This window comes from Bradyrhizobium sp. ORS 375 (assembly GCF_000239775.1).
Classification (GTDB): domain Bacteria; phylum Pseudomonadota; class Alphaproteobacteria; order Rhizobiales; family Xanthobacteraceae; genus Bradyrhizobium.
The window spans coordinates 1-12,354 of record NZ_CAFI01000493.1; the positions used below are offsets into that span (position 1 = coordinate 1).

Here is a 12,354-nt window from a genome sequence, read left to right on the forward strand (position 1 = left end):
CCTTGATCGACCGCTCGGGCGGCGGCGTGGCAGAGAGCAGCTCCGGCGCATCGACGGATCCGACGCTGAGCGCGGCGATCTCGCGGATCGACAACGAGCTCGCTACGCTCAAGGCGAGCCTCGACCAGACCAACCAGACCAGCCTGGTCGAGCTGAACAAATCGGCCGAGCGGCTCGACCGGCTCGAGAAGGTGCTGGGCGATCTGGCGACCAAGTCGTCGGGCAAGCCGAGCGAATTGCAGCGGCTCAGCGAAGCCGTGGAGCGGCTGCGCGCGGCGCAGGCCTCCGCCGCGACGCAGGCGGCCACGCGGGACACCACCGCGTCCGTGCCGCAGGCGCTCGGCGCGATCAACGCCGCGGTCCCGCCGTCCGGCGTGCCGATGCGGCAGGAGGCGAGCCGGGCCGAGCCGGCCAGGACAGACGCGAACCGGGCCGAACCGAACCGGGCTGATGCGGCGCGCACCGAGGCGGCAAGAGCGGAGGCCGCAAGGACGGAGGCAGCAAGGGCGGAGGCCGCCCGTGCCGAGACCAACAAGCCCCGGGTCGTCGAAGGCTGGGTGCTGCGCGACGTCGGCCGTGGCGGCGCGCTGATCGAAGGACGCGGCGGGCTCTACGAGGTCTATGCCGGCGATCCCGTGCCCGGCCTCGGCAAGGTCGATGCGATCCGCAAGCAGGACGGCCGCTGGGTGGTGGTCACGACGAAGGGACTTGTGGTCGCGCGCTGACGAGCCATCTCTCCCGTAGTGAATCCGACGAGGCGCCTCACCGCGACGTGAGGCGCCTCGTCGCACAATTGTCCGCCGCCGCCGCCTTTCGGCTATGTTCGGCGCCTAGCACACCGGCGCGCGGCGGCAAGGTTGGCTTTGCTCGCGCAGTGTGGTTCGGAAGAGGAGGCGCGTCGTGCGACGGTTGGTAGTTGGCCTGGCCCTGCTGTGTTGCGGCTCGCTTGCATACGCCGACGAGAGCGCGCCGCTCGAGCGCGGCACGGCGATCCTGGAGCCATCGGCGTTGCGCGCGCTCGATAACGGCCCGTTCAGCCTCGCCCGGATGCTGGCGCCGGCTTCCGCGAGCGATGCGCCGCTGACCGACGCCGCGCTGTTCGCGCTGCCGTCGATGCAGCCGGTGCGCAGGGGTCTCGAGGCGGAGTTCGACCGCTATGTCGAGACGCACAAGGCGACGCTGCCGAACGAGAGCATCGGCGTCGGCAACTTCTACGCCTTCCAGCTGTTCGATCGCGCGCTGCTGGATTCACCCGACGCCCGCTTCGTGCTGGCCGGCGTCGTCAACCGCATGGACCGCGCCTTCGTCGATCCCGAGCATTGCGGCGAGGTGCGGCTGTTGTATCGCCTGACGCGAACGACGCCGCCGGAGGCCAAGAACGGCGAGGTGGCCTCGCCGCGGCTTCCGATGACCTTGAACATCGTGCTCAAGGCGCGCAGCGACGCCGAGGCGAACAGCAACACGCCGAGTTGCGCCGACATCGCCAAGCGCTGGCTGGCGACATCGGATCTGCAGCTTACCGGTCCTGAGCTGGCCGCGAAGCTGACCGCGCCGGACGGGCCGCTGGCGCTGATCAGGCCGGAGAACATCCACCGCATCGAGACCAATCTGCAGATCGCGCATGCGCCGAAATCGGCGATCCACGACTTCCGCACCGACTACATGATGAAGGTGTTCGACTATCAGGCCGCGAGCCGGACGTTCGAGGAGGCGGTGCTGGAGGATCAGATCGATCGCGACCGGCTGCTGGCCGATGCCGCATTGGCGCGCGAGTTCAGGGACTGGCTGCTCGATCCGGTGCATCTCGGCGAGCTCGATCGGGGCATGGCCGTCATTCCCGACAAGTTCCTGGCCAAGGTGGCGGTCGCGCCGACGCCGACGGGCTTCGTCAATTCCGACATGCTGCCGGCCTATGGCCTGGTGCAAGGCGAGGCCGGCGGCGCGGGAGCCGTGTTCAGCGAGGCCGATGTGGTCGGTGCCCTGGAGAAGGCGGCTGCGCAGGGCGTGACCCTGCAGAACATCCAGTCGGTCGCGGGCTTCGAACGCCGACTCAACGATTCCAGCTGCGGCGGCTGCCATCAGACCCGCGGCATCGGCGGGTTCCATTTCCCCGGCGTCGACTGGATGGCGGAGAAGCCGTCCAACACCGTCGTGGTGCCCGGCTCGCCGCACTTCTTCGGCGACCAGGTCCGCCGCCGCGACATCCTCAATGCGATCGCCGAGGGCCGTACGCCGGACTTTTCGCGCGGCTTCGCCAGCCGCCCGCAGCTGCGCGGCAGCGATGAGCTGGCCGGCACGGTCTACAATGACGGCTGGGGCGGGCACTGCTATGCGCGCCGCGCTGACGCCGCCGACAACGACAAGAGCTTCTCGCGCTGGACCTGCGCCGCGAACCTGTCCTGTCAGACCGGGCCTTCGACGCGGTTCGGCATGTGCTTCATCGCGACGCGCTAGCTCAGGCGACCGCGCCGGCGGCGCGCAAGGTCCGGATGGCCTCGTCGTCGAAGCCGGCGGCGCGCAGGATCTCGTCGCTGTGCTCGCCGATTCCGGGCGGCTTGCGCGGCGCGACCTTGCGCTGGCCGTCGATGAAGATCGGGCTGTTGACGGTCAGCATGGTGTCGTTCTCGAACGGCACCAGCACCTCGTTCTCAATCATCTGCCTGTCGTTCGGAATGTCGTCGAGAATGCCGACCACGCCGAACACCAGGCCGCTGCCGTCGAGGATCCTGCGCCACTCGGCCAGCGGCCTGGTCGCGAACACCGCGTCGAACTCGTGGATCAGCTCGACCGAGCGGGCATGGCGGTCGGCCTTGGTCCTGAAGCGCGGATCGTCGATCAGGTCCTCACGGTCAAGACAGCGGGCCAGGATCGGCCACTGCTTCTCCTCGTTGAGCAGCGACAGCATGATCCAGCGGCCGTCCTGGCATTGGTAGTGGTTGGCCACCGCGTTCAGGGCCCGCTCGCGCGGCCGCCGCTCCACGAAGGCGGCGCCGCACAGCTTGGCCTGGGCCAGCACCGACGCCGCCCACACCCCGTTCGCCATCAGGTTGGAGGCGACGTGGCAGCCCTTGCCGGTCTTTTCCCGCTGATACAGCGCCGTGACGATCGCGCCATAGAACGCCATCGCACACGGATGGTCGCCCATGCCGGCCACCGAGCGCGCCGGCGTCGTGGTCTCGTCGGCGCGGACGAGGTCCATCAGCCCGGACCGCGCCCAATAGGCGTTGCTGTCGAAGCCGGGCTTATCAGCCTCCTCGCCCTTCTCCCCGTAACCCGTGAACGATGCATAGATCAGCCGCCGATTCAGCGGCGCGAGCTTCTCGTAGGTGAGGCCGAGCTTGGCCCTGACCGAGGGCGGGAAGTTGGTGATGAAGACATCGGCTTCACGGACCAGCCGCTGCAGCACCGCCTGCGCGTCCGGCTTCGACAGGTCGAGCGCGATGCTGCGCTTGTTGCGGGCTTCGAGATACCAGGCGTAGTTATGCTCGCTGCGCGGATAGCCGGGCAGGTTGGGCAAATTGCGATAGGGATCGCCGGCGCCGGGCGGCTCGATCTTGATGACGTCGGCGCCGAAATCGGAAAGGACGGTCGCCGCGGCGGGAGCTGCGATGAAGCTCGCGCAGTCCAGCACCTTCAGGCCATGAAATATGCCCTTGTCGTCCATGAGGCGTCGCTCCCGTCCATTGTTTCCGCGCGCTGGAATTCTGTGACCGGCGCGGTTCGACAGCCATTTGACCCAGGTCGGGCGGTCGAGGCAATGCTTGCGGAGCGAATTCGAACTACAAACAAATGTCAGTATGGTCAGGAGCGGGCACCGCTCCTGTCTGGTCTCTTGGTGCCTGATGCTGTCTGGGGAGAGGAACGTACGCGCCGATGGGCCATGAGGCGGAATGGCGCGGAACGTCGTCTGCTACACCTTCAGGTTCTCAGCCGAGCTTCTGCCGCGGTTGGCGATCTCTTCGTACTCGATCGTCTGGCCCTCGTTGAGGGTCGTGAGCCCGGCCTTCTGAACTGCAGAAATATGGACGAAAATGTCTTTGCCCCCGGCCGCCGGCTGAATGAAGCCGTAGCCCTTGGTCGGGTTGAACCACTTGACCGTACCTTTAGCCATACGTTGCCTCCGCGGGAGCAATCCAGTTCGGGCCGGCGGTCCCCGCAAACCGTCAGGCCCGGAAAATGAGAATACTGCGGTTGCGACAGGCTTGATAGCGTAAACAGCGGGCGCTTTGGGCCCGAAGTGGTCGATATCATGGCGGCTTTGCGGCTTTTGGCCGCCCGCCGCCGCGCCGCGCGACCGCTCTTGGTAGGACAGCGGATGTCACCAACAGGTTCAACGAGAGCTCATGCAGCTTCGCCTTCGCCGGGTGCTCCAGGGTCTGCGAGCTCGCCGGCGTCCATGGCGGTCCTGACGCGCATCGGCTCGGCGCGGCCCCGGATCTCGACCTCGTGCTGAGGCAGCATCCCGGCCGCAAGCCCCGCTCGTGCGTAGACGTCGTCGGAAATGATCACTTGGCATCCAAGCGTCTTCGTCAGGTCCTGCAGCCGAGACGCGACGTTCACGGCATCGCCGAGCGCCGTGAACACCATGTGGTCGCGATAGCCGATCTCGCCGACGATCACCTCGCCGCCGTGAATCCCGATGCCGAAGCGGATCGGGTCATCAAGGTCGTGGCTGAGCACCGCATTGAGCTCCGCGATGTTCGCCGCGATCGCGTGAGCGGCCTGGATCGCCTGCCTGCAGGCGACTTGAGGATCGACCGCCAGTCCGAACAGCGCGAGCATGCCGTCACCGACGAACTGATTGGGTTGGCCGCCATGGCTCAGGACGGCCTGTGAGACGGCGCCGAGGAACCGGTTGACGATGAACACGACATCGAACGGCAGCCGCTTCTCGGCGAGGCTGGTCGATCCGCGCATGTCGATGAACAGGCTGACGAGATAGCGCTCCTGCCCGATGCGCGTGCGCTGGTTGCCGTGCTCGCCCGGAGTCAGGTTCGGCATGAACAGCTGAAAGAATGACAGATCGTCTGTCGGGCGCAACTGGCAGGCCAGCCTGATCGAGGGATCGTCGGCGCCGACCTGCGCCAGCACGAAGGCCTCGCGCGGTGAGGGGGCGGGCAGTCCGTTCAAGTCGCCGATCACCCTGATGCGGCAGGTCGAGCAGCGTGCCCGACCGCCGCAGGTGCTCGCGTGCGGCACGTTGTTGCGCTGGCTTGCTTCGAGAACCGAAAGGCCCTTCGGCACCCGGATGATGCGTCCATTGTTGTAGGACAGGGTCACCATTCCACCACGTCGTTCATGCAACGCGCGAGCCCCTCGCGCCGCGAGCACGGCGCCGATCAGGCCGAGATAGCCGATCAGGAAGCCGTTCATGATCGCCTCGAGCGTCGCCTGCTCCGAGGGTGTGCCCGTCTGCCTGGATGACAGGTTCTCAGCGCGCCATTGCGACGCAGCGCTTGCGCTGATCACGTCGCGGCCGCCCCGGTAGAAGCCGAGCAGCGCCAGCGCCGGAATCAGCACCGCGCAGGCGAGCAACCATGGCGCGGCTCGTCGGTAGAACGGCTTCAGCCGCAGCCAGAAATGCAGCCCGATGCAGCCATGCGTCCATGACGTCAGCAGCGCGGCCGACATCAGCCAGACGCGCCAGGATGGTCCGGTCCAGTAGGAATACAGCACCTGCGGGTAGAGCTTTTCCTGTCCGTACAAGGTCTGGCCGAGGCGCACGCCGGCGATGTGGCTGAAGATCAGCGCGGGGATGCTGAGGCCGAGTACCAGCTGCAGCGGCTCCAATGTGGTGCGGCTGAATTGCCGGCGCTGGTAGAGCGCCCACACGCCGAGAGCGCCGTGGGTCAGGACGGCGGCGTAGAAAACGATCGCCACAGGGAGAAACTGCCAGAACGCCACATGATAGGCCACGCCCACGGCGAGCGCCTGCAACGAGATGTTGCCAAGCGCATGATTGAGAAAATGGCTGAGCAGATAGCTGAAGAGAATGATGCCGCAGATGAGCCGCAGCTGGCGGATGCCGATGCTGCGCAGGGTGGTCCGGAAACGATGGGACATCGAAAGGGTCATGCGGTCCGCGTGAGCTTGAGCCGCGATGCTAGAGATTTATTCCCGGACGGCCTAGAGGGACGGATCGCGAGCCCAGGCTGGCGATGCCGGCACGAGGAAGCGTTGACTCGCCCGGCGGAGTCGGGGAAAAGCGCCGCGTGACGGCCTTGTCCCCCAACATCGACAGCCCACCTCCGCGCTCCCTGCGTGCCGCATGGACGATGGCTGTGGCGATCATCGCCGGTATGACGATCATGCGCATCGTCTACGCCGGCGCGCTCGATCTGCGGACCGACGAAGCCTATTACTGGACCTGGTCGAAGGAGCTTCAGCTCTGTTTCCTCGACCATCCTCCCATGATCGCCTGGTTCGTCCGGCTCGGAACGGCGCTGTTCGGCGACACCAATCTCGGCGTTCGTTTCGCGGGGATCCTCGCGATGGCGGCGTCGCAGCTCCTGCTGGCCGACATCGTTCGCCGTGTCACGCATGATGCCCGCGCGGTGATCCTCGCCGTGCTGTTGCCGGAGGCCGCGCTGTACTACGGCCTGCTGATGGCCAAGGTGGCACCGGACGTCGCCGCCATCCCGTTTGCGCTGGCGATGGTCTGGGCGCTGGTGCGGCTCGTCGACAGCGACGACGGCCGCTGGTGGCTGGCTGCCGGCCTGTTCGGCGGGCTCGCGCTGTTGTCGAAGTTCACCGTCGTCATGCTGCTGCCGGCGGTGGCTGCGTTCCTGCTCGTGCCGGGCTGGCGCGGCCGCTGGCTTGCCCGCCCTTATCCGTGGTGCGGCGCGCTGATCGCGCTGATCGTGTTCTCGCCGGTGCTGATCTGGAACGCGCAGCATGACTGGGCCTCGTTCCGTTTCCAATTCGTCCGCGCCGCCGCTCCGCATGATTTTTCCTGGCGGACGCTCGGCGACTATATCGGGCTGCAGTTCGGACAGGTCGGCTTTGTCCTGTTCCCGGTCACGCTCACGGCGCTGACGCTCACGGCCTGGCGCGGCTATCGCGCGCGCGAGCCGGTCGCGATCCTGCTGTCGACCGCGGTGCTGGTGCCCTTTCTCTACTTCCTCTGGAAGTCTCTGACGCTTCGGATCGGCGACACTTGGCCGATGTTCATGTGGCCGATCGGCTTTGCCGCGGTCGCCATCAACATCGTCAAGCTGCAGCAGGATGGCGCGCCGGCCTGGTTCATTCGCTCGACCTTGCGCTGGGCGCGCATCGCGGTCAGCACCGGCATTGCCATGGTGGTCCTGATTTTCTTGTACTACGTCGCAGCTCCCTGGAACTTCCTTGGCCGGACTGATCCGATCGGGGCCGAGGCGGGGTATCAGCAGGTGGCGGCGCGGGTCGAGCAGGAGCTTCACAACGCTGGCGCCAGCTGGATCGCGACCTCGGACTATCGCACCTATGCGATGATGCGCTGGTTCTTCCGGGGCCGCGTGCCGGTCATCCAGATCAACGAGCGCGCCCGCTTCATGGGCTTTCGTGATCCCGGCATGGCCCTGATCGCTGACCATCCCGGCCTCTATGTCGTGCGCGAGCCGGACGGCACCGGCCGGCTTCTGGCGGAGACGGGCGCGCGCCGCGAGCCACTCGGCCGCGTGGAGCGGAGCTGGCGCGGCGTGGTCATGGACAGCTACGCGCTGGACAAGCTGACCGGCTGGACGCCCGAGCTGTCGCCGCATCCGGACTCGCCATTCTATCAGTGGCGCTGGCTGGCCGGCGAACTCGACACCACGCCACGCGCCTGATCATTTCTCCTCGTCCTCCTGCTTGCGCAGCAGATCCTTGGCGAGATCGGCCAGCGCCGGGCGCGGCAGCGCCGCGAACGGCATCGGCCGAGTCACGTCGATGGCGGCGAGGCCGAGCCGCGCGGTGAGCAGGCCGTTGAGCACGCCTTCGCCGAGCCGTTGCGACAGCTTGGCGGCGATGCCATGTCCCAGCACCTGCTGGATCAGGCTGTCGCTCGCGGCCATGCCGCCGGTGATGGCGAGATGGGCGATGACGTGGCGCAGCAGGCTGATCATGCCGAGCGCGCCGGGACGTCCGCCATAGAGCATGGCCAGTTGCCGGATCATCCGCAGGCTCGCGACGAACACGAACAGCACGTCGATCATCGCGCGCGGGCTGACGGCCGTCACCACGGACACGCGCTGCGCCGCGACCGACACCAGCCGCCGCGCCTCGATGTCGAGCGGCGTCATCAGCTCGCGCTCGGCGAGCTTGATCATGTCGGCGCCGTCGATGATGTCGTCGGCATGGCCGGCAAGCTCGGCGCGCGGCCGCGCCAGCCGGGGATTGGCGTGCGCGATCCGCAACAGCTCCGCAATGACCGCGCGGCTCTCGGCGCGATCGTCCGACAGCAGCACCGCGGCGGCGCGCGCGTGCAGCTTCTCGATCGTGGCCAGCCGCACCAGCCCATAGGTCTCGCGCCCGATCACGGCCGCGAGCGCGATCGCGGCCGCCGCGGCAAAGCCGGCGCCGACATAGCCGAGCGCCTCGCTGCGTGCGAACAGGTCCTCGATCAGTCTGGTGACGCCGAGGCCGAGACCGAGCAGGACGAGGCCGCCGACCGAGCCCCAGAACAGCGCGCCCCAGCGGACGCCGCGCCGCGCCGGCAGTACGACTTCCACCGGAACCGGCAATTGCGCCGGATCGGCTTCCGGCGTGATCTGGATGCTGCCGCGGCCGGGCCGGCCGGCGTCCTCGGTATCGACCACCACGACATCGGGATCGTCGAGCCGGAAGGTCTGGGGCCGACGGGGCTTGGCGCGATCGCTCATTGCAGCCGGTCTCCGATCAGGAACTGAAGGGCGCGGTCGAGACGAATATGGGGCAGCGCCGGCTCGCCGCCAGCGTCGGGGGCCAGCAGCGGCGGGCGGAAGCGCAGGAAGCGGAAATCGGTGCCGTCGGCGGCGGCGCTCGACAGGCCGCGATAGGCGCCGCCCTTGAACAGCTCCTCGGCGTCGGCCGGCAACTCGCCCGGGAAGGTCGCGACCTCGGTGTTGCCGTCGAAGATCTCGCCATTGGCGCTCTCGCCGGCGGCCGGCGTGCCGAGGAGCGAGGGCAGCTTGTCGCGGCCGCGCGCGACCAGCGCCTCGCGCGTCGCCCTGACTGCCGCCAGCGCCACCACGTCGATCGCCGCACCGGTGCTCTCGGCGCGGCTGACCGCGCGATTGACCGCGCGGCGCAGCACCGCCTCGAGCCGGTCGTGGCTGGTATGATGCAGATGGTCCGCCTTGGTGGCGGCAAACAGGATGCGGTCGATGCGCGGCCGGAACAGCGTCGACAGCACCGAACTGCGTCCGACGCGGAAGCAGTCGAGAATACCCGTCAGCGCAGCCTCGAGATCGTGCAGCGCCTCAGGTCCCGCGTTGAAGGCGGCGAGCGCGTCGACCAGCACGATCTGGCGGTCGAGCCGGGCGAAATGGTCGCGGAAGAACGGCCGGACGACGATGTCCTTGTAGGACTCGTAGCGGCGCGCCATCATCGCCCACAGCGAGCCGTCTGGCGCGCTGCCTTCGCTGGGGAGATCGAGCGGCGCGAAGGTCAGCGCCGGCGAGCCGGCGAGATTGCCGGGCATCAGGAAGCGCCCCGGCGGCAAAAGGCTCATCGCGAAGCGATCGTCGCGGCAGGCGCGAAGATAGTCGGTGAACAGCCGGGCCGCTTCGAGCGTCGCCGGCTCGTCCTCGCGCCCCGTGGCGGAGAGTGTCGCGAGATGCGCATGCCAGGCTCCGGCCAGATGCACCCGCGGCTCGTTGCGCGACAGCGCCAGGCTCTCGCGAGCCCAGTCCTCATAGCTCTTGTTGAGCAGCGGCAGGTCGAGCAGCCACTCGCCGGGATAGTCGACGATATCGAGCGTCAGCGTCCGCTCCGCGCCGTTGCTGCGCTGGAATTCGATAACCAGCCGAAGCTCGCTGATGTCGACCGTCGAACTCGGCCAGCGCCGCTCGGCAACGAGGGACTTCACATGGCTCTCATAGGCAAAGCGCGGCACGCCGTCATCCGGTTGCGGCGCGAGATAGGCGCGGGCGATGCGGCCCGAGGCCAGCGCCTCGAATACCGGCAGGCGTCCGCCGCGGACGAGACCGTGGATCAGCGCGGTAATGAACACCGTCTTGCCGGCGCGCGACAGGCCGGTGACGCCGAGGCGAATCGTCGGGTTGAAAAAGCTCTCGCCATAATCGAGCAGGGCGCGGGCCGAGAGCCGCGCTTCCTCGACGAGTTCGGAAAGGGACACCATGAGCGGGGAGGAGATTCGTCTGTTGACATCAGCGTGAGCGATTTTTGACAGGTGGCGATGCAAAACGCCGGATTCAAGCTCACTTTTATAGCTCGTTCCAGGTAGAACCACGGCTTGAACGGAACGTTGACCACTGGAAACCATAATCGTCCCGCCAAGCTTATCTCCGGCAAATCCAGCGCCAGGTTCTGACATGAGCGTCTTTCAACTGAAGCAGTTCGCCTCGACCTCCGTCCACGCCGCCACCGGGGCGATGCGTTGGAATTACGACAAGGTCGAGATGATCGCCGACGGCGTGGTCCACATCGTCGGCATCGCCGCCGGCCTCGTCGCTACCACGGTGCTGGTGGTGCTGACCGCGATCTACGCCAGCCCGGTCGACATCGTGGTTGTGTCGATCTACGTCGCCGGCCTGCTGTCGATGCTGATCCTGTCGGCAACCTACAATCTGTGGCCGGTGTCGCCGACCAAATGGGTGCTGCGCCGGTTCGACCATTCGGCGATCTACGTGCTGATCGCCGCGACCTACACGCCTTTCATCGCCGCGTTGCACGACACCGTGTTTTCGGTCGCGCTGCTGCTTGGCGTCTGGGGCGTCGCCATCTTCGGCATCGTGCTCAAGCTGCGCTGGCCTGGCCGGTTCGATGCGCTGTCGATCGGGCTGTATCTCGCGCTCGGCTGGAGCGGCATCATGATGTACGACCGGGTGATCGCGGTCATGCCGACCTCGGTGCTCGCCTGCGTGCTCACCGGCGGCATCCTCTACAGCCTCGGCGTCATCTTCCATTCGTGGCGGCGCTTGCGTTTCCAGAACGCAATCTGGCATGGTTTCGTGCTGCTGGGCGCCAGCTTCCATTACACGGCGGTGCTCGATCTGGTTCTGACATAAATTATTCCGCGGGGAGGATTTTGCATGCAGGTGACCGGCAACATCGTGGTGGTCACCGGCGGAGCCCGCGGCATCGGCAAGGCGCTGTGCGAGGCGTTCGCCCGTGCAGGCGCCGCCAAGGTGATCGTGGCGGATCTCGACGAGGCCGGTGCCAAGGCAGTTGCCGAGGCCATCGGCGGCGCAGCTTTCCGCTGCGACGTCTCGCAGGAAGCTGACATCAAGCACGTCATCGAGGAGACCGAGCGGCAGTTCGGGCCGATCGCGTTGTTCTGCTCCAACGCCGGCATCGGCGGCGGCTTCGATCCGCTGTCGGTGAATGTCGGCGGCACCTCCGACGAGCCCTGGGCGCGCAACTGGGCCATTCACGTGATGGCCCATGTCTGGGCGGCACGGCACCTCATCCCGCGCTATAAGGCACGCGGCGGCGGCTACTTCCTCAACACGATCTCCGCGGCCGGTCTGCTGTCGCAGGTCGGCAGCGCGCCGTACTCCACCACCAAGCATGCCGCGGTCGGCTTTGCCGAGAACCTGGCGATCTCGCACAAGGCCGACAATATCAAGGTCTCGATCCTGTGCCCGCAGGGCGTCGACACCGACATGCTGCGCTCGATCCCGAAAGGACCGCAATCTGGAGACGGCGATCTCTCGCCGGAGCAGGTCGCGCAAGACGTGCTGAAGGGCCTCGCCGAGGAGAGCTTCCTGATCCTGCCGCATCCCCAGGTGCTCGGCTATATGCGCAAGAAGACCGAGAACTACGACCGCTGGCTCGGCGGCATGGCCAAGATCCAGGCCAGGATGCGCGAGGAGTTCGGGAGGTAGGGCGGAGGCGATATACGCCGACGGCTGGCGGGCCATGTCCATCAACGTGCTCCGCTGTCGTCCCGGCCTAGTGCGCAATTGCGCGCGCGGCGCCGGGACCCATAACCCCAGGGAGCAGTTCGAGGCACGCGCGTCGACCATCTCGCTCAACGATGTCTGCCGCGGAGTATGGGTCCCGGCGTTCGCCGGGACGACGATGGGGAGAGACCGCGGACACGTTATCGACAATCGAACTGTGAGAACAAGGTTGGACATGACCTCGCGTTCTCGCTGCGCCTGACGCCCGAGCTTCGCATCGACTTGTCCCTTCAGAATACGAAGGGCGCAGGGAATGCCGGGTGATGGCGTC

9 protein-coding genes and 1 pseudogene are annotated in these 12,354 nt (G+C 67.1%); 5 read left to right on the plus strand and 5 right to left on the minus strand.

All coding sequences use genetic code 11. The features are described 5' to 3' along the window. Together BRAO375_RS38305 and BRAO375_RS34270 are read left to right on the plus strand one after the other, a co-directional pair. Positions 1 to 725, plus strand: a pseudogene (locus BRAO375_RS38305) (hypothetical protein); the annotation flags it as partial. 184 nt (positions 726 to 909) lie between these two features. Then, entirely contained in the window at positions 910 to 2,454 is a 1,545-nt protein-coding gene (locus BRAO375_RS34270) for a hypothetical protein (protein ID WP_009032004.1), read from the plus strand. A 1-nt stretch (position 2,455) separates the two neighbouring features. On the opposite strand, the gene BRAO375_RS34275 is transcribed toward BRAO375_RS34270, so the two are convergent. The 3 genes from BRAO375_RS34275 to BRAO375_RS34285 form a co-directional block, all read right to left on the minus strand. After that, on the minus strand, positions 2,456 to 3,664 hold the full coding sequence (locus BRAO375_RS34275) for a CaiB/BaiF CoA transferase family protein (protein ID WP_009032005.1): 1,209 nt from the start codon (positions 3,662 to 3,664) through the stop codon (positions 2,456 to 2,458). A gap of 246 nt (positions 3,665 to 3,910) precedes the next feature. After that, complete coding sequence (locus BRAO375_RS34280; protein ID WP_006609369.1) at positions 3,911 to 4,111, minus strand: cold-shock protein; 201 nt, start codon at positions 4,109 to 4,111, stop codon at positions 3,911 to 3,913. A gap of 230 nt (positions 4,112 to 4,341) precedes the next feature. Beyond that, on the minus strand, positions 4,342 to 6,075 hold the full coding sequence (locus BRAO375_RS34285) for an adenylate/guanylate cyclase domain-containing protein (protein ID WP_035643590.1): 1,734 nt from the start codon (positions 6,073 to 6,075) through the stop codon (positions 4,342 to 4,344). 200 nt (positions 6,076 to 6,275) lie between these two features. Here BRAO375_RS34285 and BRAO375_RS34290 point away from each other — a divergent pair, with 200 nt between their 5' ends. Continuing rightward, the gene (locus BRAO375_RS34290) at positions 6,276 to 7,805 is read left to right on the plus strand and encodes a glycosyltransferase family 39 protein (protein ID WP_035643593.1); all 1,530 of its coding nucleotides are present in this window, start codon (positions 6,276 to 6,278) and stop codon (positions 7,803 to 7,805) included. Here the strand turns inward: BRAO375_RS34290 and BRAO375_RS34295 are convergent, their stop codons facing one another. Both BRAO375_RS34295 and BRAO375_RS34300 read right to left on the minus strand, forming a co-directional pair. After that, the gene (locus tag BRAO375_RS34295) at positions 7,806 to 8,837 is read right to left on the minus strand and encodes a YcjF family protein (RefSeq protein ID WP_009032008.1); all 1,032 of its coding nucleotides are present in this window, start codon (positions 8,835 to 8,837) and stop codon (positions 7,806 to 7,808) included. Next, positions 8,834 to 10,297: a YcjX family GTP-binding protein gene (locus BRAO375_RS34300; protein WP_009032009.1), complete on the minus strand. Its 1,464-nt coding sequence runs from the start codon at positions 10,295 to 10,297 to the stop codon at positions 8,834 to 8,836. Before BRAO375_RS34300 ends, BRAO375_RS34295 begins: the two co-directional genes overlap by 4 nt. Before the next feature lie 193 nt (positions 10,298 to 10,490). Here BRAO375_RS34300 and trhA point away from each other — a divergent pair, with 193 nt between their 5' ends. Continuing rightward, on the plus strand, positions 10,491 to 11,186 hold the full coding sequence (gene trhA, locus BRAO375_RS34305; RefSeq protein ID WP_009032011.1) for a PAQR family membrane homeostasis protein TrhA: 696 nt from the start codon (positions 10,491 to 10,493) through the stop codon (positions 11,184 to 11,186). Between the two features lie 24 nt (positions 11,187 to 11,210). Beyond that, positions 11,211 to 12,005: an SDR family oxidoreductase gene (locus BRAO375_RS34310; RefSeq protein WP_009032012.1), complete on the plus strand. Its 795-nt coding sequence runs from the start codon at positions 11,211 to 11,213 to the stop codon at positions 12,003 to 12,005. The last annotated feature ends 349 nt before the right edge of the window (positions 12,006 to 12,354 follow it).

What these genes read in the sequence shown, in the direction of transcription:
- BRAO375_RS34275 (WP_009032005.1), bottom strand. Translation starts at nt 3,664, where the DNA reads ATGGACGACAAGGGCATATTTCATGGCCTGAAGGTGCTGGACTGCGCG.
- BRAO375_RS34280 (WP_006609369.1), bottom strand. Translation starts at nt 4,111, where the DNA reads ATGGCTAAAGGTACGGTCAAGTGGTTCAACCCGACCAAGGGCTACGGC.
- BRAO375_RS34285 (WP_035643590.1), bottom strand. Translation starts at nt 6,075, where the DNA reads ATGACCCTTTCGATGTCCCATCGTTTCCGGACCACCCTGCGCAGCATC.
- BRAO375_RS34290 (WP_035643593.1), top strand. Translation starts at nt 6,276, where the DNA reads ATGGCTGTGGCGATCATCGCCGGTATGACGATCATGCGCATCGTCTAC.
- BRAO375_RS34295 (WP_009032008.1), bottom strand. Translation starts at nt 8,837, where the DNA reads ATGAGCGATCGCGCCAAGCCCCGTCGGCCCCAGACCTTCCGGCTCGAC.
- BRAO375_RS34300 (WP_009032009.1), bottom strand. Translation starts at nt 10,297, where the DNA reads ATGGTGTCCCTTTCCGAACTCGTCGAGGAAGCGCGGCTCTCGGCCCGC.
- trhA (WP_009032011.1), top strand. Translation starts at nt 10,491, where the DNA reads ATGAGCGTCTTTCAACTGAAGCAGTTCGCCTCGACCTCCGTCCACGCC.
- BRAO375_RS34310 (WP_009032012.1), top strand. Translation starts at nt 11,211, where the DNA reads ATGCAGGTGACCGGCAACATCGTGGTGGTCACCGGCGGAGCCCGCGGC.